The 24,491-nt window shown below is 71.4% G+C and carries 25 protein-coding genes; 8 read left to right on the top strand and 17 right to left on the bottom strand.

Annotated elements, in window-relative coordinates:
- The first annotated feature begins 3 nt into the window (after positions 1-3).
- Positions 4-1,224, top strand: coding sequence for a nucleotidyltransferase family protein (locus AC07OY_RS17450; RefSeq protein ID WP_495043877.1), 1,221 nt, complete (start codon positions 4-6; stop codon positions 1,222-1,224).
- Here AC07OY_RS17450 and AC07OY_RS17445 read toward each other — a convergent pair.
- The gene (locus tag AC07OY_RS17445; protein ID WP_495043876.1) at positions 1,200-2,291 is read right to left on the bottom strand and encodes a glycosyltransferase family 4 protein; all 1,092 of its coding nucleotides are present in this window, start codon (positions 2,289-2,291) and stop codon (positions 1,200-1,202) included. The genes AC07OY_RS17450 and AC07OY_RS17445 overlap by 25 nt on opposite strands.
- Before the next feature lie 14 nt (positions 2,292-2,305).
- Between AC07OY_RS17445 and AC07OY_RS17440 the strand changes: the two genes are divergently transcribed.
- Complete coding sequence (locus AC07OY_RS17440) at positions 2,306-3,121, top strand: class I SAM-dependent methyltransferase (RefSeq protein ID WP_495043875.1); 816 nt, start codon at positions 2,306-2,308, stop codon at positions 3,119-3,121.
- Here the strand turns inward: AC07OY_RS17440 and AC07OY_RS17435 are convergent.
- The 13 genes from AC07OY_RS17435 to AC07OY_RS17375 all read right to left on the bottom strand — a co-directional run bounded on the left by AC07OY_RS17435 (position 3,085) and on the right by AC07OY_RS17375 (position 16,854).
- The gene (locus tag AC07OY_RS17435; protein ID WP_495043874.1) at positions 3,085-4,491 is read right to left on the bottom strand and encodes an oligosaccharide flippase family protein; all 1,407 of its coding nucleotides are present in this window, start codon (positions 4,489-4,491) and stop codon (positions 3,085-3,087) included. The genes AC07OY_RS17440 and AC07OY_RS17435 overlap by 37 nt on opposite strands.
- A complete protein-coding gene (locus AC07OY_RS17430) occupies positions 4,488-5,585 on the bottom strand; it encodes a glycosyltransferase family 4 protein (RefSeq protein ID WP_495043873.1) in 1,098 nt (365 codons plus the stop codon). Before AC07OY_RS17430 ends, AC07OY_RS17435 begins: the two co-directional genes overlap by 4 nt.
- Entirely contained in the window at positions 5,585-7,063 is a 1,479-nt protein-coding gene (locus AC07OY_RS17425; protein WP_495043872.1) for a B12-binding domain-containing radical SAM protein, read from the bottom strand. Before AC07OY_RS17425 ends, AC07OY_RS17430 begins: the two co-directional genes overlap by 1 nt.
- Positions 7,060-8,169, bottom strand: a complete 1,110-nt coding sequence (locus tag AC07OY_RS17420) for an amidohydrolase family protein (RefSeq protein ID WP_495043871.1) — start codon at positions 8,167-8,169, stop codon at positions 7,060-7,062. Before AC07OY_RS17420 ends, AC07OY_RS17425 begins: the two co-directional genes overlap by 4 nt.
- Positions 8,166-8,831, bottom strand: coding sequence for a class I SAM-dependent methyltransferase (locus AC07OY_RS17415; RefSeq protein WP_495043870.1), 666 nt, complete (start codon positions 8,829-8,831; stop codon positions 8,166-8,168). The genes AC07OY_RS17420 and AC07OY_RS17415 overlap by 4 nt, the downstream gene beginning before the upstream one ends.
- On the bottom strand, positions 8,828-9,823 hold the full coding sequence (locus tag AC07OY_RS17410; protein WP_495043869.1) for a radical SAM protein: 996 nt from the start codon (positions 9,821-9,823) through the stop codon (positions 8,828-8,830). Before AC07OY_RS17410 ends, AC07OY_RS17415 begins: the two co-directional genes overlap by 4 nt.
- Complete coding sequence (locus tag AC07OY_RS17405; RefSeq protein WP_495043868.1) at positions 9,810-10,883, bottom strand: hypothetical protein; 1,074 nt, start codon at positions 10,881-10,883, stop codon at positions 9,810-9,812. The genes AC07OY_RS17410 and AC07OY_RS17405 overlap by 14 nt, the downstream gene beginning before the upstream one ends.
- Positions 10,880-11,329: a hypothetical protein gene (locus AC07OY_RS17400; RefSeq protein ID WP_495043867.1), complete on the bottom strand. Its 450-nt coding sequence runs from the start codon at positions 11,327-11,329 to the stop codon at positions 10,880-10,882. Before AC07OY_RS17400 ends, AC07OY_RS17405 begins: the two co-directional genes overlap by 4 nt.
- 73 nt (positions 11,330-11,402) lie before the next feature.
- Positions 11,403-12,110 carry a TorF family putative porin gene (locus tag AC07OY_RS17395; protein WP_495043866.1) on the bottom strand — a complete coding sequence of 236 codons (708 nt, stop codon included), beginning with the start codon at positions 12,108-12,110 and terminating at the stop codon, positions 11,403-11,405.
- The gene (locus tag AC07OY_RS17390; RefSeq protein ID WP_495043865.1) at positions 12,110-13,312 is read right to left on the bottom strand and encodes a S8 family peptidase; all 1,203 of its coding nucleotides are present in this window, start codon (positions 13,310-13,312) and stop codon (positions 12,110-12,112) included. Before AC07OY_RS17390 ends, AC07OY_RS17395 begins: the two co-directional genes overlap by 1 nt.
- A complete protein-coding gene (locus tag AC07OY_RS17385; RefSeq protein ID WP_495043864.1) occupies positions 13,309-13,920 on the bottom strand; it encodes a zf-HC2 domain-containing protein in 612 nt (203 codons plus the stop codon). Before AC07OY_RS17385 ends, AC07OY_RS17390 begins: the two co-directional genes overlap by 4 nt.
- Positions 13,920-14,549 carry an RNA polymerase sigma factor gene (locus tag AC07OY_RS17380; protein ID WP_495043863.1) on the bottom strand — a complete coding sequence of 210 codons (630 nt, stop codon included), beginning with the start codon at positions 14,547-14,549 and terminating at the stop codon, positions 13,920-13,922. The genes AC07OY_RS17385 and AC07OY_RS17380 overlap by 1 nt, the downstream gene beginning before the upstream one ends.
- A 97-nt stretch (positions 14,550-14,646) precedes the next feature.
- Positions 14,647-16,854, bottom strand: a complete 2,208-nt coding sequence (locus AC07OY_RS17375) for a phospholipase C/P1 nuclease family protein (protein WP_495043862.1) — start codon at positions 16,852-16,854, stop codon at positions 14,647-14,649.
- Positions 16,855-16,949: 95 nt separating this feature from the next.
- Between AC07OY_RS17375 and AC07OY_RS17370 the strand changes: the two genes are divergently transcribed.
- From AC07OY_RS17370 to AC07OY_RS17345, 6 genes are all read left to right on the top strand, one after another.
- Positions 16,950-18,128, top strand: coding sequence for an MlaE family ABC transporter permease (locus AC07OY_RS17370; protein WP_495043861.1), 1,179 nt, complete (start codon positions 16,950-16,952; stop codon positions 18,126-18,128).
- Positions 18,129-18,974, top strand: a complete 846-nt coding sequence (locus AC07OY_RS17365; protein ID WP_495043860.1) for an ABC transporter ATP-binding protein — start codon at positions 18,129-18,131, stop codon at positions 18,972-18,974.
- Positions 18,975-18,976: 2 nt separating this feature from the next.
- Positions 18,977-19,933, top strand: coding sequence for an MlaD family protein (locus AC07OY_RS17360; protein ID WP_495043859.1), 957 nt, complete (start codon positions 18,977-18,979; stop codon positions 19,931-19,933).
- On the top strand, positions 19,930-20,493 hold the full coding sequence (locus tag AC07OY_RS17355) for an ABC-type transport auxiliary lipoprotein family protein (RefSeq protein WP_495043858.1): 564 nt from the start codon (positions 19,930-19,932) through the stop codon (positions 20,491-20,493). The genes AC07OY_RS17360 and AC07OY_RS17355 overlap by 4 nt, the downstream gene beginning before the upstream one ends.
- The gene (locus tag AC07OY_RS17350; protein ID WP_495043857.1) at positions 20,448-21,299 is read left to right on the top strand and encodes an alpha/beta hydrolase; all 852 of its coding nucleotides are present in this window, start codon (positions 20,448-20,450) and stop codon (positions 21,297-21,299) included. Before AC07OY_RS17355 ends, AC07OY_RS17350 begins: the two co-directional genes overlap by 46 nt.
- Before the next feature lie 99 nt (positions 21,300-21,398).
- Positions 21,399-22,232 (top strand): LytTR family transcriptional regulator DNA-binding domain-containing protein, encoded by an 834-nt coding sequence (locus AC07OY_RS17345; RefSeq protein WP_495043856.1) that lies wholly within the window; start codon positions 21,399-21,401, stop codon positions 22,230-22,232.
- Here the strand turns inward: AC07OY_RS17345 and AC07OY_RS17340 are convergent.
- The 3 genes from AC07OY_RS17340 to AC07OY_RS17330 are packed head-to-tail and all read right to left on the bottom strand — an operon-like array spanning position 22,171 to position 24,486.
- Positions 22,171-22,923 carry a PEP-CTERM sorting domain-containing protein gene (locus AC07OY_RS17340; protein WP_495043855.1) on the bottom strand — a complete coding sequence of 251 codons (753 nt, stop codon included), beginning with the start codon at positions 22,921-22,923 and terminating at the stop codon, positions 22,171-22,173. The genes AC07OY_RS17345 and AC07OY_RS17340 overlap by 62 nt on opposite strands.
- Positions 22,924-22,940: 17 nt before the next feature.
- The gene (locus AC07OY_RS17335) at positions 22,941-23,687 is read right to left on the bottom strand and encodes a PEP-CTERM sorting domain-containing protein (RefSeq protein WP_495043854.1); all 747 of its coding nucleotides are present in this window, start codon (positions 23,685-23,687) and stop codon (positions 22,941-22,943) included.
- A gap of 28 nt (positions 23,688-23,715) precedes the next feature.
- Positions 23,716-24,486, bottom strand: coding sequence for a PEP-CTERM sorting domain-containing protein (locus AC07OY_RS17330; protein ID WP_495043853.1), 771 nt, complete (start codon positions 24,484-24,486; stop codon positions 23,716-23,718).
- Between the last annotated feature and the right edge of the window lie 5 nt (positions 24,487-24,491).

The following is a 24,491-nucleotide window of genomic DNA, read 5'->3' as shown; positions in this document are numbered from 1 at the left end:
TCCTTGAAGGAATTGGGCTTGCCCAGCGCTGCGGTCCTGCGGGCCGCGCTCCGATCGACAACGGAGCGGCTGGCTGCCGAGCTGGCCAGCCCCCTGCCCGTCGCGCCGGACTGGAACGAATTCGAATGGCGCGTCGCCATGGCCGTGTCCGTCATGCACGGTGTCAGCGGCTTGCTGGCCGCGCGTCTGCTGTGGGGCGGTGCGCCGCACTGGCAGGCCTTCCTGGCCCAGCAGGCCGACCAGGGCCGCCGCCGCGAAGCCCGCGTGCGCGCGCTGCTGGCCCAGCTGAACACCTCCGCCATCGCTGGCGGTCTGCCTTTGCTGGGACTGAAGGGCTCGGCCCTGCTGGCACTTGACGTCTACGCACCGGGTGAGCGGCCCATGAGCGATGTGGACCTGCTGGCCCGCCCCGGCGACATGCAGGCCGCGGGCCGCGTCATCACCGCCGCCGGCTACACGGCCGGCGCGATCAAGCACCGCCACATCGCCTACGAGCCGCCGGCGAAGTGCGCCACGCCAGCCTTTGGCGAGCATGAGGACAACCCCATCAAGATCGAGCTGCACGCGGCCGTTCGCGAGCCCCTGCCGCTGCGCGAGATCGACGTCACCGCCGGGCTGATGCCCACCGCAGCACGGCCGGGCCTCAACGGCTACGCCAGCACGGCCGCGCTGATGCGCCATCTGCTGCTGCACACGGCCGGCAATCTGTGCAGCCGCAGCGTCAGGCTGATCCAGCTGCACGACATCGCGGCCCTGGGCGCGCGACTGGGCCAGGCCGAATGGGATGAGGCCCTGGCGCCGGCCAACGACGGCCGCGCCGCCTGGTGGGCCCTGGCTCCGCTGGCCCTGGCGCAGCGGCTCTTCCCCGGCCAGCTGCCAGCCATCCCCGAGGCCGTGCGGGCTGCCTGCCCAGCCTGGCTGAGGCGCGCCAGCGCCGGCTACCGCCTGGCCGATGTGTCGCTGTCGCACCTCGGCATTCCGCTGCTGCCCGGCCTCGAATGGTCGCGCGGGCCGGCCGATGCATGCGGCCTGGCCTGGCGACGCCTGCATCCCCAGGAAGCGGCCCTGGTCATCCAAGGCCAGGCCTCCCTCGCCGGATCGGCTTGGACCCGCCAGCCGCACTGGCGCAAGGCCCTGAGCTTCCTGCTGGGTTCGCCACCGCGGGCGCAGACGCTGTACTCCCTGCATCGCGCCCTCGCCTACCGGCCCGCCAGCTCGGCATGAAGGCGCTCGAACTGGCCATGGCTGAAATCGGCATCTTCGGCCAGCGCACGGCGATGGGCCTCGAAGGCCAGTCGCAGCCGCAGCCTCTCGTCGGCAACCAGCTGGGCGATCACGGCCGCCAGGCCCGCCGCATCGCCCGGCGGGACCACGAGCGCCGCCTCGGGCGCCCACTCGGCCAGATGGCCCACCGCCGTGCCGACGCTGGGCAGGCCCAGCACGGCCGCCTCCAGCACGGCCAGCGGGCCGGCTTCGTGACGCGAGGTGATGACGTGCAGATGGGCGCGCAGCAGCAGGGGCCGCAGCTCGGCCTGCGTCATGAAGCCGTGCAGGCGCACCCGCGCGCTGACGCCGAGTTGCGCCGCCAGGGCCTGCACGGCGCCGTCCAGCGTGTCCTCGCCGATCAGGTCCAGCTCGACATCGGGCAGCTGGGCCAGCGCCCTCAGCAGGCAGGCCTGGTCCTTGACGCGGTTGAGGCTGGCGACCTGGACGAGGCGCAGCGGCCCGCCGGCCTCGCGCCGACGCGGCGCGCGCGGCGGCCAGGCCTGCAGGTCCACGCCCAGGGGCAGGCGGCGCGCGGCGCAACCCAGGGCGGCCAACTGATCCAGCACGGGCCGGCTCGCCGCCGTCAGCGCATCCGCGCCTCGCAGCACCAGCGCCTCGCGCAGCCGGCCGCGCCAGCCCTGGCGGCCGCCGTAGCCGATGTCATGCAAGGCCACCAGTTCGCCGCCGGCCACATGGACCGCGCTGCGCAGGCCCAGCCATTTCGCCGCCGCCACGGCCACCAGGCCGCAGCCGCCCGACCAGATGGCCTGGACCAGATCGAACGGCCCGCGGTCATGTTCCCTGACGATGGCCCGCACGGCTCGCGCCAGCGTGGCGCGCCCGCCGATGTTGTGCACGCGCGCGCCGCACAGCCACCACTCGCCGGGCTCGGCCTCCTGCCTGAGCGCGAACACATGCACCTCATGCCGCGCAGCCAGGCGCTTCAGCAAGGCCAGCAGGGCCGGCACCACCCTCACCTCGCCCGAACGGTCCACGCCGCCGGGCACGACGACCGCGATCTTCAAACGACGACCTCCGCATGAACACCCAGACCACCCGACTGCTCGACACCCAGCAAGCCTTCGACAGCGTCGCCGCCGACTACGACGGCCCGCGCGGCAACAACATCGCCATCCAGGACATGCGCGACGAGATGTGGCGCTGGCTGGACACCAGCTTCGCGCCCGGCAGCCGCCTGATCGACCTCGGCTGCGGCACCGGCCTGGATGCCGTGCACCTGGCGGCGCAGGGCCACCGCGTGACGGCGACCGACTGGTCCGAGCGCATGGTGGAGCGCACGCGCGACCGCGCCCGCGACGCCGGCCTGGAAGTCGATGCGTGCGCCATCGGCGCCCATGAACTGCAGCGCCTGGAGGGCGATGCCGCCTTCGACGGCGCCTACTCCAACCTCGGCCCGCTGAACTGCGTGCCCGACCTCGCCGCCACCGCCGCCGAATGCGCCCGCCTCATCAAGCCCGGCGGCCGCCTTGTCTTCACCGTCATCGGCCGCTACTGCCCCTGGGAGCTGGTCCATTACGCGCGCCAGCGCCGCTGGGCCCGTGCCGGCATCCGCTTCGCGCGCGACACCGTCGCCGTCGGCATGAATGGCCGCACCATCTGGACGCGCTACTACACGCCCACCGAGTTCTACGCGCCCTTCGCCGGGCACTTCGAGCTGGAGGTGAAACGCGGCCTGTGCGTGTTCGTGCCGCCGCCCTATCTGACGGGGCTGGCGGAGCGCCATCCGCGCTGGCACCAGCGCCTGTGGGCCCTGGACCGGCGCGTGGCCGGCTGGCCGCTGATCAACAGCCTGGGCGATCATTTCCTGCTCGTCATGCGCCGGCGCGCCAGCTGAAGCAACTCGTCCAGCAGCGGGTGGCGGCACCAGCGCCAGGCCGCCACGCAGACGATGGGCGCCAGCGTCAGCGGCACGGCCAGCACGGCCAGCGATGTCAGCGCGCTGCCTCTGATCGCGGTCCAGAGCGCAGCGGGCGACTGGCCGAGATAGCGCGCCGCCAGCCAGAGCTGGACCGGCAAGGCCACACAGGCTGCCGCGCACAGCGCCCAGGCGAAGGAGACCAGGCTGCCGTCGAAGAGGGCGACGCCCAGCACCAGGCGCGCGGCCAGCGTCACGCCCGTCGGCCAGGCCGCCAGGCCGGGCCTGCCCACGGCCGCCAGCGCGGCGCCCAGTTGCGTGAACACGAGACCGAGAGCCGCCGTCAGCGCCAGCGGCAGCACGGCCGGTGTGCAGTCCAGCCAGGCCGGACCGTAGAGCAGGCCCACCAGCGGCTCGCGGTAGGCCACGGTCAGGGCCAGCAGCGGCCAGCCCAGGCCCGTCAACAGCGCCGTCGCCCGGCGCAACGCCGGCTCCAGGCTCTCGGCCCGCGCATGGCGCCCGGCCAGCACCGGCAGCGCGCCAAAGCTCAGCGCATGGCCGGCCAGCGCCTGCAGCAGGCCGACGGTGGCCTGGGCGCGGCCCAGCAGCCCGACGAGGTGGGCCGAGCCCAGGCGCCCCAGCCACAGGTCCGGCAGCACGCCGTTGACGCCGCTCACCAGCCCCACCAGCAAGGCACCGACACCAAAGCCCAGCACCTCGGCCCAGCCCTTCAGCGACGGCCACCAGCGGCGCCCCGTCGGCAGGCCCGCATAGGCCAGGCCGCAGGCCACGATGCCCGCCACCTGGGCCCAGGCCAAGCCGAGGGCGCCCCAGCCTTCGAGAGACAGTAGCACCGCCACGCCAGCATGCGCCAAGGTGCCGAGACGCGACACCCAGGCGATGCGCGCCGCCGCCAGCTCGCGCAGCTGCAGCGCGGCCATCACGCTGCCAGGGGCCGACAGCAGCAGGCCCAGGGCCAGCACCTGCAGCAGGGCCAGCAGGCCGGGCTGGCTGAAATGCCGGGCCAGCGGCTCGGCCAGGGCCAGCAGGGCCACGGTCGCCATCAGCGTCGTGCAGGCCAGCAGGCCCAGGCAGGCCGAGAAGCGCGCCGGCGTCAGTTCGGGCTCGCGCTGCAGATAGGCCGACACGCCGGCGTCGCGCAGCAACTGGGCGACGCTGAAGACGGCCAGGCCCAGGGCATACAGGCCCAGCTCGGCCGGCTGCAGCAGCCGGGCCAGCAGCAGGCCCAGCAGGAAGCGCGTTGCGACGCCGCCGGTGGCCGAGGCCAGGTTGACGAGGAAGGCGCGCCGGAAGTCGACGGCCGCCGGGGCGAGGACGAAGCTGTTCATGCCGCGAGCAGGTCGTCGTAGGCCGCGACGAGGCGCCGCCCCAGGGCCTGGGCCGAACAGTGCGATTCGAAATGCGCCCTGGCCAGCGCGCGGCGCCGCGCTGCAGGCAGGGCGGCCAGCGCCACGATGGCTTCGGCCAGCCTCGCCGCATCACCCGCCGGCCACAGCCGCGCAGCTTCGCAGCTCCCGGCCAGCACGCGGAAGGACGGGATGTCGGTCACCGCCAGGCCCAGGCCGCAGGCCAGGGCCTCGACGACGCTGTAGCCCGTGGCTTCGCGATGGCTGCCCTGCACCAGCAGGTCGGCGGCCGCCATCAGCGTCTCGATGCGCGCGTGCGGCTGGGCGCCCAGCAGGTGCACGCGGCCGGCCAGGGCGGGGTCGCGCAGGCGCTCGCGAACGGCGTCATAGAGCGGTGCGCGGCCATAGCAGAGCCAGAGCTGCAGGCCGGGCAGGCGTTGCGCGGCCAGCGCCACGCCGTCGAGGACGGTCAGCGGGTCCTTGTTGGCATCCAAATGCGCCACCCACAGCAGGCAGGGGTCGCCGGCCAGCCCGGTGTCCGCGCGCGCGGCGGCCGGTTCGCGCGCTGCAAACCCGCAGCTCGATCCCGGCACTTCATAGATGCGCGTGTCGGCGCCGATGAGACCGCGGCGGCGGAAAGGCAGGGCCTGCTCCTCGGCGCAGAACATCAAGCCACGTGCGGCGTGAAGCGCACGCCGCCAGGCCGGCCAATGCCAGGGCCGCGGCGGCGCATCGGCGCGGTCCTGCAGCACGATGGGCCGGGCCGGGGCGAGCGCCGCCAGCGCCCTCACCTCGCGCACGAAGCCCAGGCCCTGCACATGCAGCACCTCGGGTTGCAGCCGCGCCAGCAGTTCGGCCAGGCGTTCGGGCTGGCTGTCGCAGGGCAGGAAGTGATAGGCGATGTCGCCGCGCCTGACATGCCCGACATCGGCGCAGGCCTGCACCACGCTGACCTCGGCCCCCGCACCGGCCGCGGCCTCGGCGAGCTGGGAGACCGTGGGCCAGTCCTGCAGCAGGCGCTCGGGTGCGCGGCCTTGCGGGTCGCGGTGGAAGCTGATCTGCAGCACGCGGGCCATCACAGCGCATTCAGCTGGGGGTCCCAGAGCTTCACGGCGCGCTCCAGCCAGCGCAGCTCGCGCGGACGGTCGTAGCGCGCCATGCGATAGCGCCAGGCCGACGCGGCGCGCAGGGCGGCCTTCTGCCAGCCCGGCGCGCGGATGTCGGTCAGCGTCGGGAAGCGGCAGCCGAGCACGGTGCGGAAGTCGCGGATGCGTTCGCGCAGGGCCGGGCTGAGCCAGGGCGCGTCCTTGTGGCACCAGTAGTCCACCCATTCCTTCTGCGCCCAGGCATCGGCGCTGTCGGGGAAGACAAAGCCCTTGGGCAGGGCCGGGTCGCGCGGCGTCCAGCGGCCTTCGCCCATGCGCCGCGGCGGCAGCGGCGTGTGGATGTGCAGCATGATCTCGGCGCCCGGGTGCAGGCGCTTGACCTGGCGGATGAAGTCGAAGGTCCTCTCGGTCTCGCCTTCCGGGTCCTGCGGCGGGGCCAGCATGAAGGACAGCTCGGGCACGACGCCATGGGCGCGGCAGAGCTCGACGGCGGCCAGGGTCTGGTCGGACTTGGTGCCCTTGCGCATGTCGCGCAGCAGGCTGTCATTGGGCGATTCGGCACCGATATAGGCCATGCGCAGCCGGCTGCGCCGCACCAGGGCCCAGGAGGCTTCGGACATGCCCAGCAGCGCGTCGGCACGCGCGTAGCACCACCAGGGCATCTGCAGCCGCGCCAGCACCTGCAGCAGGGGCTGCATGTCGATCTCGCGGTCGAAGAAGTTGTGGTCGTAGAACTGCACCGAGTCGGCGCCGAAGCGGGTCCGCAAGCCGCTCAGGTCGCGCTCCAGGCGCTCGCCCTCGGGCAGGGCCGTCTTGCCGCGGAACATGGCCGCCACGCCGCAGAAGCTGCAGCGATAGCGGCAGCCCAGGGCCGCCTGGTAGCCGGTGGTGCGGCGGCCGAGAAAGCTCGGGCCGAGATAGCGCTGCGGATCGTCGACCTCGTCATAGCTGACGTCCGTCTGCAGCGGCGCCGTCGAGAACGCGCGGTCGGCGTTGTGCACGATCTCGTCGCCACGGCGCCAGGACAGGCCACCCACGTCGTCCAGCGGCCGACCGTCGGCCAGCGCATCCAGCAGCTCCAACAAGCCCTGCTCGCCCTGGCCGCGCAGCGCGTAGTCGACGCAGTCGCTGTTCAGCGCCGCATCCGTGCACAGCGTGGCGAAATAGCCGCCCCAGATGATGGGCAGCTCCGGCGCCACCGCGCGGAGGGCTCTCGACACGGCCAAGGCCGCGGGCAGCTGCGGCCCGCCCATGACGGACAGGCCCACGGCCACATAGCCGCCTTCGCGCACCACGGCCGCCGCCGTCTCGGGCAGATGGCGATCGAGATTGCCGTCGAGGATGCGCGTCGCATAGCGCTCCCTCAGCGCCGCAGCCAGGTGCATGACGGCCAGCGGGAAACGCGCGTTGGAAGTGACGCGCGGATTGATCAGCAGCAGGCGCTTCATGCCAGGGCCTCCTCGGCCAGCGGTTCCATGCCGGGTTCGGCGACGAGCAGATGGGACGCGATGGCCTTGAGCCGGCCATCGATGCGCACCGGCACCAGGCCGAGAGCCTGGCCCAGCTCAGCATCGGCATAGAGCGGCCGGCCGCCCACGACGACCAGGCACAGATCGGCCCGCGTGGCGCGCGACAGTGGCAGGCCGGGCGGCAAGGCGATGAAGTCGGCGCGCAGGCCGGGCTCCAGCCGGCCACGGTCGTGCAGGCCCAGCAGCCGCGCGGCGTCCGCGCTGACCCAGCGCTCGAGGCGCTCGTCGCTCCAGCCCGTCAGTTCGCGCACCAGGCCCAGTTCGGCCAGCAGGTCGCGGCAGCCGCTGATGCGGGAATCGCTCCCCAGCACGAGACGGCCTTGGGTGAACAGCCAATCGGGAGCCAGCGTGCGGCCAAAGAGATGCAGGTTGGAGCCCGGGCACCAGACTACGGCGGCGCCCGCATCGGCGGCACGGCGCTGTTGCGCGGCACTCAAGCCCAGCCCATGCACAAGCAAGGTCCCTGGTGCGATGCAGCCCAGGGCCTCAAGGCGGTCGAACTCCTGCGCCGCCGCCTCGTCCGTGCCTTCGGCGGCGTGAATGATCCAAGGCTGGCCGGCCGGCGCTGCCCGGCGCGAAGTGCGAACGGCCTCCTCGCCATCCAGGGCCAGCGAATGGGACCAGCCGCCGGGCGCTGGCGCGTCGACCGGGAAGTCCGGTTCGTCCAGCACCGCATGGCGCGGGTCGTGATGCAGCACGGTTGTCGCGCCGCACAGCAGATTCTTCAGCCCGCCCGCCAGCAGGCGCTCGGCGCGCGGCCGGGACCGGTGCGCGAGCAATTGCGCATTGGCCGACAGCCGCGGCGTGATGTCGGCAATCCATTCGCTGGCATTGCGGTAGCGCTCGCGGTATTTCAACCGCGGCAGCGCGCCGTTCAGATGCAGGTGGTCGTGGGCATTGATGAGGCCCGGCAGCAGGCGGGCACCGGCCAGGTCGACGCGCCGCGCGCCGCTTGCCGCGCTGATGCGCTCACCCGCGGTGCTCAGGCTCATGCCGTTCGCCGCATTGACGAAATGAAGGCTCATGGCTTGACCAGCTTCAAGGCCAGGACGACAGCCAGCCCGTCCCAGTGGGCATAGAAGGCCTCGGAGCCGGTGAAGACTTCGCGCAGCTCCTGGCCGACGCGCACCTCCCGCCGTGCCTCCAGCACCAGGCCGGCCCGCCAGGCCGCGGCCAGGTGAGCCTCTGCGTCGTGCACGGCATGCAGCAGCTCATGGCGCTGGCCGCTGGCGTCGTTGAAGCTGCGCGTCATGCCGGCCCGCGCGGCATCGGGATGGAAATCGGAATAGACCAGGGCCCCGCCCGGCGCCAGCACCCGCGCCGCCTCGGCCATCCAGGCATCGAGGCAGGGCGCATGGCCGACGGCCAGGCCGCTGACGATGAGGTCGAAGCTGGCCGGCGCGAAGGGCAGCTTCACCATGTCGGCCCGCACGCGATGGGCCAGCGACGCGCGCGCCAGCATGCCGGCGGACAGGTCGCTGCCGACGACGAAGCGTGCGCCCTGCTGCTGCAACAGCAGACCATAGCGCCCGCTGCCGCAGGCCAGGTCCAGCACGCGCCGGCCCGCCGCATCGGGCAGCAGGCCGAGCACGGCCGTCTGCTCGGCCCGCATCAACGGGTTGTGCGGCAGCGGCGGATAGCTTTCGGCCCAGAGGTCGTAGGCGGCAACGTTGGCGAACGTGCTCATGAAGCGAACCACTTGGAGCAGACGCAATGCGCGCATTCCGGCCGCTCGCCGGAACGGATGGTGGCGCGCAGGCGGCGCTGTGACGTCGAGTTCAGCGCATCGGCCAGGCCCAAGGCGCCGAGGCGCCCGGTGCCGGCGATGAAGAAGCAGGGCCGCAGGCTGCCATCGGCCTCGACGACGGCCGAATGCTCGGGCGCGTTGCAGCGCACCGGCGGCGGCTCGCACAGGCCGAGACGGGCGCGGTAATGGGCCTCGATGCGGCGCAGCTTGGCCGGCGTCTCGGCGATGAAGCCGCTGTCGAAGTCGGCCGCATCGAGCGCATCGAGGCTGGCGGCCAGAACGGCGAGGTCCTCGGCCCGCAGCGCCACGCCATCGGCCGGCCCGCCATGGCGGCCGAAGGCCTCGGCATGGCTGACATCGGCGGCCAGAAAGGAAATCCCCGACACACCCAGCTCATGCGCCAGGGCCACCAGCGCGGCCAGCTCGCCGGCGTTGCCGCGCTGCACCGTCACGCGCAGGCTGACGTTGATGCCTTCGCGCACCACCGCCCGGATGCCGGCGCACACGACCTCGAAGGCATCGAGGCCGCGGATGGCCGCATAGCTGGCCGCCGTGCTGCCGTCCAGGGACACCGTGACCTGCTCGAACCAGCGCGCCACCTCCGCCGCCTGCTTGGCCAGGGCCAGGCCGGCCGTCAGCAGCCAGAGCCGCTGGCCCTGGCCGCGCAGCAGGGCCGCGATGTCGGCCCATTGCGGGTGCAGCAGCGGCTCGCCGCCGGAGATCAGCACCGTCTGGGTGTCCAGTTCGCGCAGGTCAGGCAGCAACTGCCTCACCGTCTCGACGTCGATGTCACGCCGGCCATGCCGCCAGTAGTCGCAGCTGACGCAGCGCGAATTGCAGCGCTCCGTCAGATACAGCGTCGCCAGCGGCAGCCGCGTGATCGGCGGCGCCAGTGCGCGGGGACGTTCGACGATGACGCTAGAACAGTCCATGCAGCTCGACAAAGCTCTGCCGCCGGTTGTCGATGGCGTTCTGCGGAATGCCGCCGAACTTGCGATAGCCGGCGCGCAGCTGCGCGAAGGCGATGGGCGTGTACTCGTAGACCAGGCTGTAGCGCACTTTGTTGTCATGGGCCACGCGGCGGTCGGGGTCGAGGACCTCGCTCGTGAACTTCAGGTTGTGGCCCTGCTGCACCAGCCAGTTGGCCTCCAGCAGCGTCGCGACCTGCTTGCGCTTGCCCTCGGGGTAGCCGGCGTCGCTGACCAGGTCGACCTCGGCCAGCCAGGCCACCGGCCCCGTCGTCGTGCCTGCGAAGAGGCCCCAGGCCTGGCGCTTGCCCGCCGCCGATTTGACCTGGGCCGCCGCCGCGCCGATGCGGCCCCAGGGCTGCATCCAGATGGCCTGGGCCGTCGTCTGCTTGCCCGACGAGCCCTCGGGGCCGTTGCTGCGCACCAGCTGGAGCGACCATTCATCGCTCTCGCGGCCCAGCTCCAGGCCCTTGTCGGGCACCGTCATGCTGACACCGCTCAACTGGCGCACCAGGGCCAGGTTGTCCTGCAGCCGCCAGCCGAAGGGCAGATAGAACTGGCCGGCCTTGGCATACCAGGCCAGGCCCGGCGTCGACAGCCTCACATAGGCCTCCTGGCGCTCGGACTTGCCGGGCGCCACCTGCTGGTCGAGGTAGGCACCGAGATAGTCCTTGATGATCTGCACATCGGCATAGAGCCGCGTCTGCTCGGTGCCGCCGACACTGGTGGTGGGCTGGCCCGAGACCGAGGTGCGCGTCGTCGCGGTGCGGAAGTCGCCGCCCAGGCGCAGTCGATCGTCCAGCAGCGAGCCCGTCCAGCCCTGCAGGGCATCGGGCAGGGCATTGGCCGGGATGACGTTCTGCGCAAAGGTGTTGCCCACCGCATTGCGCAGGCCACCGCCCGTGGGGTTCACATGGCAGCCCACGCATTTGAGGCCGCTGCGGATGGCGAGATAGGGTTCTGCGTTGGCGCTGGAGAACAGCAGAGCGACGACAAGGCCGAAGAACAGTCGTGCGGCCCTCATTGCTGTGCTCCGTTGTTGATCCACTGGCGGATCAGATTGATCGTTTGCGCATCGAGATAGGGGCCGCCGAGCGGCATGCGCGCGCCGACCGCCTGGTGGCCTTCGAGCTTGTGGATGAGATAGCTGTTCTCGGCATCGCCCGGCGCCACCCGCTTCAGCGTGGGCACGCCGCCGCTGTTGACGTTGACCAGCATGGCGTAGCTGTTGCCGGCATCCAGCCGCAGGCCGCGCGGCGCGGCGCCGCCGGCATGGCAGGCCGTGCAGACGGGCGTGAAGACATGGGACTGGATGGAGCGGAAGCTGGCCGTCATCGGCCCGCTCGGATCGTCCCCCTCGCCCAGCGGCCGGCCATTGCCGTCCAGGCCTTCGCCACTGCCGCCACCGCAGCCCGCGGCCAGCGCGATGGTGGCCGCCACGGCCACCCCCAGCATTTTTGACATCCTCATCTTCAAGCTCTCCTGCAACTCACTGCGCCGTGAGTGCCGACCCGCGCGACACGGGTTCAAGAGAAGCTAGGGATCAGAACGCGAACGTGAGGCCCAGCACCACCGTGCGGCGGCGCGAGGCGTCGGTCCAGGTGTAGGGGCCGCCGCGGCCAGCCGCGATCCAGACCAGCTGCAGCTCGCTGCTGGCGCCCAGCTGCCAGGAGCAGCCCAGGCGCAGGTCCAGCCGCGTCTCGCCGCGCGAGTCGGCATAGGGCGAGACCTGACCCCCAGCGCCATGCAGCAGGCCGACATGGCCGAGCGCCGCCACGCCCGCCGCCAGCGGCCAGCGCAGATTGAACTCGGCGTAGACACTGCGCTGGCCTATGCCGTAGTAGTCGGGCGAGAAATAGGCGCGCAGGTTCCAGCGCTCGCCCAGCAGGCCGGCATAGACCTCCTGGTAGTCGTAGTGCGACACGTTCTCGTAGGCATGGGCAATGACGCCCGCCTCGCCGTCCAGGCCGGGCGCCAGTTCGAGGACGCGGCCGCCGTAGAGCTGCAGCGCGGCGCCGCGCTTCTGCGAGAAGCGGGCATGGCCGAGCTGGGCGCCGCCGTACCAGCCCGACGGACCGTCCCAGGCCAGCCCGAGCTGGGCGCTGGGCCGGTTGTCGCTGTAGGACATGCCGCGCTCGCGCGCATCCGTCTGCAGCGACAGCGTGCCGCCGACATCGGCGAAAGCTCCGCCCGCGCAGGCCAGCAGCGTGGCGACCAGCGTCGTCAGTCGGGCCAGGTGCGCAGGGGGCATCAGTCCGGAGTTTGCCCTCGCGTCGTGCAGCCGGGGCCGCGCGTGCCGGCATGGCGGGCCAGCGTCGCGCAGCTGTCGATGCGGCCCTGGGCGGCCGTGACGAGGGCCGTCTTCAGCGCCAGGCTGCCACGCGTGCCGTCGAGCTCGCGCACCAGGGCCAGCAGGCCGGCGGCATGCGCGGCGGCGAAGGACGAGCCCGACACCAGCGACCAGCCGCCGCCGATGGCCGTGCTGGGCACGTCACGCCCCGGCGCAATGACCACACCGGGCGGCAGCGGCGGCGCGCTGCCGACGACGAGCACGCCCGGATGATTGGCTGGAAAGGGCCCGTTCTCGCCCGGCATGGCCGCGACGACGGTGGCGCCGCGCGCCTGAGCCTGGTCGATCAGCAGGGCCAGCAGGCGGTCGTCAGGCCCACCCAGGCTCATGTTGATGATGTGGGCGCCCTGCTGGATGGCCGCGTACAGGGCCTTGGCCAGGCCGAGGCTGGTGCACAGGGTCTGGGGGCCAGCCGCCTGCCAGCAGGCGCGCAGCGCCAGCAATTTGGCCTGGGGCGCGATGCCGGCAATGCCGGCACCGTTGTCGGCCCGCGCCGCGATGATGCCGGCCACGGCCGTGCCATGGCCCTCGGCCGGCACGGCCTTGTCGTCCACGAAGTTGCCGTTGAAGGCGATCTGGCCGGCCAGGTCCGGGTGGCCGGCCTCCACGCCGCTGTCGACGATGGCCACGCGCACGCCCTTGCCGGTGGCCAGCTGATGCAGTTCGGCCAGATGCCATTGGCGGGCCGCCGGCTGGGCGGCGTAGAGCGGTTCCTGCTGGCTGCCCTGGGCGCGGTAGAGGCTGACGGGCTGGGCCCAGGCCACGCGCCTGTCTTCGGCCACCGCCTCGGCGACCTTGGCCGGGCTGCGCGTGTCGCCCTCGGGCAGGCGCATGACGAAGCAGTCCACCCCCGCCAGCGGCATGGCCCATTCGCTGCGCATCTCCAGCCTGTGGGCCTGGGCCAGGGCCTGGGCGACCTGCTGGCGCGACTGCCGGCCCACGCCCTCGCCATAGGTGCCGGCATAGCTGCCGTCGGGCCGGTAATGGGCCTTGGGCAGCTGCAGCATGACCAGGACCTGGCGCTGGGCCTCCTCGGCCTGGGCGCGTGCCGGGCTGACCCAGCAGCCCAGCAGCAGGGCCAGCAGGCTCAGCCAGAATTTCATCGCGCCGGCCCCGGCTGCAGGGACTCAGCCACCGCGACGATGGGCGCCGTGCGCAGTGCGGCCAGCCCGCGGGCGTCGATGCGCAGCAGCCAGGCGCCGGTCTCCGTCGGCCCGGCGACGATGCCGGCGCCCTGGGCCTGCAGCAGCTCGCGCACCGCCTGCTCGCTGGTGCCGGGCTTGAACATGACCAGGGCATCCGCCGCCACCGGCACGCTGCCGGCGGCCGACAGGCCCTGGTAGGCCGCCTGGTCGTCGGGGCGCGGCATCAGCACCAGGACCAGCAGCAGGGCGACAGCCGCCCCCTGCAGGCCCAGGGCCCAGGACATCCAGCGCGGCGCGCGGACCACCGGGGCCTTGTCTTCCATCAGCGCATGCATGCGGGCCAGGCCGGCTTCGACGTCGCCGCCCCTGGCCGGCGCCCCGGCCACGCCCAGCAGGGTCTGCATGGGCTGCTCGGCGGCCAGCTCGTTGCGGCAGGCGGTGCAATGCAGCAGATGGCGCTGCACCTGGCCAGTCTCGTCCTCGCCGAGCTGGCCGCGCGCATACCAGGGCAGCAGGGCCTGCACGGCGGCATGCTCGTCATGTTCCATCGGGATCACCACACTCATCATTCTTCTCCTTGCCCCAGCCCGGCCAGGTCGTCGAGCAGCAGCCTCAATCGGCGCCGCGCATAGAACATCCGGGTCTTGACGGTCTCGGCCGGGCAACCCACCACCTCGGCGATTTCCGCGTAGGCCATGTCATGGAAATAGCACAGCTCGACGACGGCGCGGTGCTCGGGCGACAGCTCGGCCATGGCTTGTCGAAGCCGCCCCCGCAACTGGGCCAGCCCCAGTTGCTGCTCCGGCCCCGGCCCCGGGTCGGATGCTTCTTCCACCAGGTCACCGTCCACCGGCAGGTCCTGGCGGCTCAGGGCCTTCAGCGCCTTGCGGTAGCCGATGCCGAAGATCCAGGTGGACAGCTTGCTGCGCCCGTCGAAGCTGTCGGCGCGCTGCCAGACGACCATCAGGCTGTCGTTCAGCACCTCCTCGATGGCATCGGCCTGGCGCATCAGATGCGACAGGAAACGCCACAACCGGGGGTGGTAGAGGCGGTAGAGGGCGTCGAAATCGGCCCGGCGGCCTTGCTTGATGCCCTCCAGCAGGGCCAGCTCCAGCGCCTCGGCGGCCGGCCCGCGGGCAGGCGGGGCCGGCGCGTCATCACGCTTTTGCTTCCTGATGCTGGGCCACTTCAACATGCTCGCCTGCGGGTTTCCATTGCGCATGAGTCCCGGCTCGGTGCCCGGAGGTTCAAAGCGATGGTAGCGAGCGCCCCCTCACTCGGGGGCACCCCCCTCAACGGAGACTGTCTAGCGTCATCTCATGCAGCCAGCGGGACTCGGCAAAACCCTTGGTGTCATAGAGCTTTTTCAGCCGGGCGGTGGGCACCGGCACCCGGCAGGTGGCCAGCGTGAAGTTCTGCTCCCCCTTGCCTTCCCGCCAGGCCGATTGCCAGACCGTGGCCAGCGTGAGGGCGCCGTCGGCCATGCGGTCCAGGGTGCGCTCGCCCAGCACGGCCCACATGGCCGCCGCCTGGCCCCGGCCGTGCACGCGCTCGTAGACCTCCAGCACCTCCTCGGGCGGCAGTTCCTCGATGGTGCGGCGCATCAGCTGCACAACGGCGTTGGCGGCGCCCATGGGCCCCTTGAACAGCGTGGCGGTCGGCGCGTCGGCCACGCGCTGCTTGACGCCGGCCACCACCTCCTCGGCGGCCTGGTCCAGCATGTCGTTCTCGTAGACGGCATGCACCTTGTCGTCGTCCGGGTCGTCGGCCTGGCCGTGGTGGAGGTGGGAGACATGCAGGGGCTGGCAGGCATCGCCGATGTAATGGGCCAGCACGCCGGCGGCGCAGACATAGGCATCCAGCTGCCTGGCGGCCACCGCCTGCACCATGACCTTGTAGAGCTCGGCGACGCGAAAAGGCAGCGCGCCCCGGTGCGCCGCCTTGCGATCGGGGTCGATGCTGCTGTAGAACTGGTCCCAGACCTGGGGGTCGCGCGTGGCCGGCACCTGCTGCCAGAGCTGCATCAGCGTCCTGCCGGCGAAGGGGCCGCTGCCGGCCTCGTCCATGTCGGCGAAGTGGTTGGCCTTGTCCTTGCCCCGGGTGCGGCGCCACACCAGGTCGGGCACGTCGGCCAGGGCGATGAACTGGCTGGTCTGCGTCGCCATGGGCAGGTTGCCGGCGACGATGTCCGCGTCGCTGACGCCGATGGCCGTTGCATTGGCCTTGAAGACGGCCTTGGCCTTGCTGGTCTGCAGCGCGAAGCAGGCAGCAAAGCCGATGTTGTAGTGGCCGACCTTGCCCCAATAGCGGCTCTGGCCGCTGCGCCAGTCCTCGACGAGGCCGACGTTCAGCGCCTTGCACAGGGAACTGAAGCCGGTGGCCAGCGCGAACTCGGTGGCGCGGCTGGAGTTGAGGGTGCCGAAGCCGTGGCCGCCCCATTGCACGGCCAGCGGGCGGAAATGCGTGGGCGGCGGCAGGTCCTTGTCCTTGGGCTTGCGGTCGGCGATCTCGTCCCAGAACCAGGTCACGCCGGAATCGCCCGGCCGGGTCTGCACGGTGTCGCCCACGCGGCGCGGGCCGATGAGGAACTCCGCCAGCGAGTCGACGCCGCCCATGCTGGCATGGCGGTAGAACAGCCCGTGCACGCAGGCTTCGGTGCGGATGCCGCCAGGCAGCACCGTGAACAGCGGGCAGCCGATGAGGTTGAGGCTCATCTTGTCGGAGCTCAGGTCGATGACGGGGCCGAAGCCGCCGACGCCGAGGTACTGGGAGTTGGTCGAGACGACGCTGTCCAGCTTGACCAGGGCGGCGTCCAGCGTCAGCCGCGCATCGCGGCCGGCAAAGCCGGGGTAGATGTCAGCCAGCGGCAGCGAATCGACGCCATGGGCCGTGATGTGGCCGATGCCGACCTTCCTGCCGCGCGGCAGCGCGAACACCGGCGCGCCCGGCTCGGTGCCCGAGGTGAGGTGGCGGCTGACCAGGGCGAAGGCACAGGCGCCGTCCTCGACGATGGCCGAGGCCACGCCCATGCGGGTGGCGCCCTGGTCGGCCACATGAACCTGGAAATTGGGGCCGAACTTGTCGGCCGCGTAGAGGGCGGTGTCGGCCGGCGGCAGGTTGGAGGCGCGGCGCTGCACGAGGACGGGACAGGTGCGCACCTGGCGGCCGTCGGGCAGGTAGAGCACCGGCGGCACCGCCAGCTCGGGGTGGCGGGACAGCGTGGTGCGGTCCAGCCATTCGCTGACGAAGACCAGCACGCAGGGCCAGGACCAGGGCCGGAAGTCGCTGTTGGCCAGCGTGCGGGCGCCGAGCTCCTTGCCGGTCTGCTCGGCATGCTCGTCGGCGTAGTTGGGATCGTTGAGCCGGATGCGGTAGCGCCCCATGGCCGTGCCGATGACGGTGGGCAGGTTGGCGATGTGGACGTGGTACTGGTCGCGCGCCTCCATCAGGTCGCGCACGCTCAGGGTGCGCGGGTCGGCACGGCGGATGAAACGGTCCATGGGGTCTCCGAAAAGCAATGGCGCGAGCGCCAGGACGCTATCAAGCCCCAGAACACATCGCTTCATCAAGCCTGAGTAAGCGCTATCGTTGCGCCATGAGCGAAGCCGGCGCCCTGCCCCTGGATCCCTCGGCCGAGGCCGAGGCCCACGAGCCGTCCGACGCCGAACCGCAGCTGCAGTCCGGCGGCGGCGCGGTCGGCCTGTCCCGCGAATGGCGGGTCAGCGGCGACTGGACGGTGCTGGCCCTGCGCGAGCGCTACGAGGAATTCCGCCAGCGCGTGGCCACCGCCGTCAAGGAAACGCCCGACGCGCTGTGGGACCTGCGGGCCCTGGGCCGGCTGGACACGGCCGGCGCGCTGACGCTGTGGCAGGGCTGGGGCCTGAAGCCGCCGCGGCGGCTGCTGTGGCTGCCCGAGCATGTGACGCTGTTCTCCCAGTTCATGCAGCCCGGCGCCCTGCCCCGGCGCAAGCGCAGCCTCAAGCCCGGCCTGGAGCTGGCGAATCTCCGGCTGCTGAACTTTGCCCACCACGGCGTCGACCTGGTCGCCCTGGTCGGCCGCCTGCTGCTGGACTTCGCGCAGATGCTGCGCCAGCCCTCGCTGATCGGCTGGCGCGAGATCTCGGCCAATGTCTACCGCACGGGCGCCCAGGCCCTGCCCATCACGGCCCTGGTGGGCTTTCTGGTCGGGCTGACGCTGTCCTATCTGATCTCCAAGCAGCTCAAGAGCTACGGCGCCGACATCTTCGTCATCAACATCCTCGGCCTGGCCGTGCTGCGCGAGCTGGGGCCGCTGCTGGCGGCCATCATCGTGGCGGGCCGCTCGGGCTCGGCGATGACGGCCCAGATCGGCGTCATGCGTGTCACGCAGGAGCTGGACGCGCTGTCGGTCATGGGCATCTCGCACACGGTGCGCCTGGTGGCACCCAAGGTCGTTGCCCTGGCCATCTCGCTGCCGCTGGTGGCGCTGTGGACCAGCGCCATGATGCTGCTGGGCGGCATGGCGGCGGCCAGCGCCGAGCTGAAGCTGGACCCCATGCAGTTCGTGCACACCCTGCCCAGCGTCGTCGAGCCGGTCAACCTGTGGCTGGGCTGGGCCAAGTCGGTGCTGTTTGGCGGCCTCATCGCGCTGCTGGCCTGCCATTTCGGCCTGGGCGTGAAACCCAATACCGAGAGCCTGGGCCAGAGCGTCACGCAGTCGGTGGTCACGGCGATCACGCTGGTCATCGTGGTGGACGCCATCTTCGCCGTGCTCTTTTCGAATGTTGGAGTCTGAGTGGCCGACACCGAAGCCATCATCGAAGTCGACAACGTGACGACGGCCTTCGGTGGCCACGTCATCCACCGCAACCTCAACCTGACCGTGCATCGCGGCGAGGTGGTCGCGCTGATCGGCGGCTCGGGCTCGGGCAAGACGACGCTGCTGCGCCTGCTGCTCGGCCTGGAGGTGCCCAAGGCCGGCACGGTGAAGATCTTCGGCCACCCGCTGGGCGCCTGCGCGGTGCGCGACCTGGAGCGGGTGCGCTACCGCTGGGGCGTGCTCTTCCAGGCCGGCGCGCTGTTCTCGGCGCTGAGCGTCTACGACAACGTCGCCCTGCCGCTGCGCGAGCTCAAGAGCGTGCCTCCCGACCTCGTCAAGCCCCTGGTCATGCTGAAGCTGGCCCAGGTGGGGCTCAAGCCCGAGGATGCGCTGAAGCGGCCGGCCGAGCTGTCGGGCGGCATGGTCAAGCGCGTGTCGCTGGCGCGGGCCCTCATCCTCGACCCGCAGCTGCTCTTCCTGGACGAGCCCACCGCCGGCCTGGACCCCGACAGCGCCAAGCAGTTCGTCAGGCTGCTGCGCCGCCTGCGCCAGGAACTGGGCCTGACCGTCGTCATGGTCACCCACGATGTCGACACCCTGTTCGCCGTCGTCGACCGCGTCGCCGTGCTGGCCGACCAGCACATCATCGCCAGCGGCCCGCTGTCCGAGGTGGCGCGCCTGCCCCACCACTTCGTGCGCAACTTCTTCCTCGGCCATCTCGAACGCTGCGCCGAGGATGATGTGAGGCGCTTCCGCCTGAGCCTGGACGACACCAGTGACGAAGGCGGCGTGCCCGCCGTGCTCCGCGAGGAAACTGTCTGAACATGGAAAACAAAGCCCACGCCCTCGCCGCCGGCCTCTTTCTGCTGCTGCTCGGCCTGGCCGTCGCGGCCAGCGTCGCCTGGTTCCAGGGCGACCGCACCGAGCGCGTGCGCTACACCGTCGTCGCCAAGACCGGCGTGCCAGGTCTGAACCTGAAGGCACCGGTCAAGCTGCGCGGCGTCGAGGTCGGCTGGGTCGAGACCATCGGCTTCGATCCCACCGACCCGCGCCAGATCCTCGTCGGCATCGCCGTCGACGCGGCAGCGCCGGTCTCGGCCACCACCTACGCCCAGCTCGGCCTGCAGGGCGTCACCGGCCTGTCCTTCGTCGGCCTGGAAGAGGCCGACGCCCAGGCGCCGCTGCAGCGCGCCCAGCCCGGCGCCCGCCTGGCGCTGCGCCCCACCCTGCTGGACCGCCTGGCTGAGAGCGGCCCCGGCCTGGTGGCCGGCTTTGCGGAGACGGCCGCGCGCCTGAACGCCCTGCTCAGCGACGACAACCGCGTCCAGCTCGCCAAGACCCTGGCCGGCCTGCAGCAAGCCGCCGACGACACCAGCAAGCTGATGGCGACCCTGCAGCCCGGCGCTCGCGAGCTGCCGGTGCTGCTCAAGGATGCCGATGTCGCCGCCAAGCGCGCTCAAGCTGCGCTGACACGCATCGAGACCCTCGCCGCCGAGGGCCAGCTGCTGGCCCAGGACCTCAAGACCCGGGCCAAGGCCTTGGACGACTTGCAGGCCGCCGCCTTGCAGGTCCAAGCCACCAGCCGCAACCTCGAACTGGCCCTCGTCGGCGAGACCTCGCCGCGCACCCGTCCCGTGCTGGCAGACGTCGCGGCCGCCAGCCGCAGCATCGAACGCGCCGCCGACACCCTGGGCGAGCAACCGCAAAGCCTGCTGTTCGGCCGCGGCGCCCAGCCGCCCGGTCCCGGCGAGACTGGCTTCGCCGATCGCCTGAAAAAATGAAGAACCCATTCATCCTGCTTGCTGCCGCCCTCGTGTTGAGCGCCTGTTCGCTGGCGCCGACCGTGGCACCCAAGGCCGTCTACGACCTCGGCCCCGCGCCCGCGACAACAGCCACCGGCGGCGCCCTGGCCTGGCGCATCGCCGACGTGACCGCCCCGCCCCAACTGTCGGGCGAAGGCATCGCCTACCGCCTGGCCTTCCAGCAGGTCCAGCGCCTCGAGCACTACCGGGACAGCCTCTGGGCTGCACCGCCGGCAGCGCTGCTGACGCAAAGACTGCGCGAACGTCTGGCTGCTGCGCCCGGTTGCGCCGGCAAGCCGGCCGGGCTGTTGACCGTCAACCTGGATGAGTTCGAACAGGTCTTCGCCAGCCCGGCGAGCAGCCAGGTCGTGCTGCGCGTGCACGCCACCTTGTGGCAGTCTGGAACGCCGCTGCAGCAGCACTGGCGCCTCGAGCGCGCCGCCGCGCCCGATGCCCCCGGTGCCGTGCGCGCCATGGCCCAGACGGTGGACGAGTGGCTGCTGCAACTGAACGCCTGGCTGGCCGCGAGCTGCCGTTGAAGCGCTGGATGCGCCTCGCACTGGCCCTGGTGCTGCTGCCCGCCCTGGCCTGGTCGGCCTTGACGCTGCTGCTGTGGTTCAAGCAGGAGAGCCTGCTCTTCCATCCCACGCCGCTGCCGGCGGATGCACGCCTGGCTACCGAGCCCGACGTGCACGAAAGCTTCGTCGACGTGCCCGGCGCGCGCCTGTCGGTGCTGGAGCTGCGCCTGGCCGAGCCGCGTGGCGTGGTGTTCTTCCTGCACGGCAATGCCGGCAATCTGCAAAGCTGGTTCACCGACACGGACTTCTTCCGCCGCGCCGGCTTCGACCTCGTCATGCCCGACTACCGCGGCTATGGCAAGAGCACGGGCCGCATCGAGAGCGAGACCCAGCTGCACGCCGACGTGATGGCCGTCTGGCGCAGCATCGCACCGCGCTACGCGGGCAAGCGCATCGTCCTCTACGGCCGCTCGCTCGGCACCGGCCTGGCCGCCGAACTGGCCACGACGATGCAGCCCGACCTGACCGTGCTGGTGTCGCCCTATGCCAGCATCGCCGGGCTGGCGCGCCAGCACTACCCCTGGGTACCGCCGCAGGCGCTGCGCTATCCCTTGCGCACCGACCGCACGGTCGGTCGCATCAACGCCCAGGTCTTGCTTGTGCATGGCGATCGCGACGAAGTCATTCCGTTCGCCGAGAGCGGCAAATTGCAGGCCCTGCAGCCGCGCGCCCGCCTCATCCGCATCGCCGGCGGCGGGCACAACGACCTGCAGCAATGGCCGGCCTACCAGCAGGCCATGAGCGAGGCCCTCGCCGCGCTGCGCTGACCGCGCCAACGCAACGCTGCCCCCTCGCGACGCGAAGGCAAAAAGGGGGGCTCTCATGACCAAAGGCAGAGGCGATCCGCGAGCCCATGATCGCGCTCCATGGAAGTTCTCACAGGCCCCCGCCCCGCCGTGCGCACCCTCGTCGTCGCTCCGGCGGACAGCCCGGCCGCCGCGCTGGCCCAGCGCCTGATCGACGGCGCCGTGCTGAACGTGCTGGACCATGCCCACACGGCCACCGAGGCGCTGGCCATGGCCCTGGCCATGCAGCCCGAGCTGATGCTGCTCGACCCCGGCCTCAAGCCCATCGGCGCGGCCGAGCTGGCCGCCTCCCTGCACGACCCCGCGCCCCAGCTCGTCTGGCTCACGCATGACATCGTGCGCCGCTGCCTGGCGGCCCAGGATTCCCAGCGAATCAAGGCCACGCTGAGGCGGCTGCCGCGGCGCCGGCTGGGCGTCGAAGTGCGCCAGCTCATCGTGCTGGAGCATGGCCGCTTCACGATGCTGGACCTGGCCGAGATCCGCTGGCTGGAACTGCCCGACTCGCGCCATCCGGCCCTGCTGCTGCATGGCTTCGGCGAGCAGCATGTGCTGCACCGCCGCCTCGGCGCGCTGCTGGACGACCTGCCCCCCGGCAGCATGCTGCGCTGCCAGAACCGCGTCGCGGTGGCGCCGGCCCATGTGCTCGAGGCCCTGCCCAATGACAAGGGCGGGGCGACGCTGCTGCTGGACAACGGCACGCGCCTGGCCTGTGGCCCGCAGTTCTGGCCGGCGCTGGAAGCCGCGCTGCGCGAGCAGGACACCGCGGTGGCCTCGGCCGACCAGCCGGCCACGCCCAGCCGCTGGAGCGCCCCCTGGACGCTGGATGCGCCGCTCAGTGCGGACGGCGGCGGCGCTGCAGCCAGCCCAGGCACAGCAGGCCCGCACCGGCCATGACCCAGGTCGATGGCTCGGGCACGGCACTCAGCACATCGCCATCGCGCAGCACCAGGGCCTGGGACAGCACCCCCTTCTCGGCCAGGCTCTGGTAGCCCAGGCCGAAGTGATAGGACCAGGCGTAGTTGTTGTTGCCCACCACGCCGCTGCCGCTCCAGTAGGCCACGGACTGCAGGCCTTCAAAGCCGCCGGTGTTGGCCAGGCCCCAGCTCGTACCCTGGCCCGGGAAGCCACGGAACTGGCCCGCCGTCGTGTAGGCCGCCGCGTTGCCGAGCGTGACCTGGAAGAGATGGGCCAGCTCGCTGTAGCTCGCACTGGCACCGCTACCGACCTGCGTGGGCACGTTGTAGCCGCAATCGCCACCCGTATAGGTGACCCGGGCGCAGCCTGGCAGGCCGGTGTCCAGCGTCGTCGGCAGACGCCAGTCATCGTGGCCGCCGACCGACAGCTGGGCGGCCCAGTCGCGCGCCTGGACCCAGCTCTGCAGCTGCGGCGTGCTGGCCTGGCGCAGCCAGGTCACGTCCAGCACGCTGTCGTAGAAGAAGGCGGCCCGAGCGCTGTCCAGTGCGACGGCATGGCCCTGCAGGTCGCGGGCCTGCAGCGTCGTCTGCCAGCTGCCTTGAGCCGGGATGCCGGCGGCCTGGGCCGTGAGCGCCAGGGTGGTCAGAGCCAAAGAGATCAAGGTTTTCATCATCGTTCCTCAAGGGGTCAGGCGTTGACGGAGCGGCGGCGCAGCCACAGCCCGCCCAGGCCGCAGGCGAACAGCAGCGCACTGGTGGGTTCGGGCACGGCCGAGGTCATGAACTGGCCCGAGGCCGAGCTCGTCGTCACGCCTTCGGGCAGCACCCAGTTGAAGTGCAGGGTGTTGCCGAAGTCGGCGCTCGTGGATTGGCCGGGCATGCGCCAGGACGCCCAGGCATCGGTGTAGAGCTCCGCAAAGATGAAGACCTTGACGTCGCCCAGAGGGATGGCCAGCTCATCGCCCAACACCGTGGTGCCCGACTTGAGCGCCACGGACGGCGCATAGACGTCCAGGCGGTCGAAGAAGTCGGCATGCGCATAGCCCACATAGAAGCGCGCCGATGCCTGAGCAAAGCCGCCGGGCGTCAGCGTCCCGTCGATGCTGACGCTGAGCTCGGCCAGGCCGAGGTTTTGGCCGTTGTGGAAGGTCACTGTGTCCCAGAAGCGGGCCACTGATTGGGCTCCACTGTTGCTGCGGCAGGGCGGGCACGAGATGGCGCTGGAAGCCGCATGCAGGGTGCCGTCGCCCAGCCCGCCCTGGGCCCAGGCGTAGGAGTATTTGTAGGAGGACGGCGTGTTGGCCATGGCCGAGAAGCTGCCCTCCCCGCCACTGCGGCTACCGCCGCTGGTGCCGGCATAGCTGCCGAAATTGGGCATCGCGGCTTGCGCGCCGCTGGCCAGCAGGGCCAGGCTGAAAGCGATCAATGTCTTCATGGGGTTTCTTTCGTTGGAAGGATGGAGATCAGGCGGTGATGCGGCGGCGGCGCTGGAAGGCGCCCAGCAGACCCAGACCGCTGCCCAGCAACGCCAGGCTGGCCGGCTCGGGCACGGTGGCCGCCGTGTTCATGAACTGGCCGGAGGCCGAGCTCGCCGTCATGCCTTCGGGCAGGATCCAGCTGAAGCGCAGGCCGTTGCTGAAGTCAGCCATCGAAGCCTGGTTGGCTTCGGGAAGGGCCATGGCGTCGACCAGCAGTTCGGCGTAGATGAAGACCGTGGTGTCGCCGGCCAGCAGGGACAGGTCTTGACTCCGCTGCGAGGTGCCCGAGCTCAGCGCGACGGAGGTGGCAAGGCTGGATCGACGCTCCCAGAAGTCTTGCTGCACGGCCCCGGCGTAGAAGCGCGTGGTGCCGAAGGCCCTGCCCGTCAGCGTGCCTTCGATGTCGAGCACCAGCTGGGCCATGCTGGGCCCTGCGCCGTTGTGAAAGGTCACGGTGTCGTAGAAATAGGCGAAGGCGCCGCCGAACACGCGGTCATTGCAGGACGCGCAAGGGGTCGCGAAACCGGTCGCGCCGACCTTGCCGTCGCGCAGCGACACCGCGGCCGAGGCATCGACATTGGGGTAGCCGGGCAAGGTGTCGGACGTGGCCGCCACGCGGCCTTCGCCACCGTTGTGGGGGCCGTACTGTGCGGCGGCATAGACGCCGTAGACGGGCGCGGCCTGGGCCGGCGCCGAGGCCAGCAGGGTCGCGCTGGCCAGCGCCAGCGCCAGGGTCATCGTCGAGATTTTTTTCATCGTTA

The sequence above is a fragment of the Roseateles sp. GW821-FHT09H10 genome (assembly GCF_059415865.1).
This window is presented reverse-complemented; position numbering and strand designations above follow the sequence as displayed.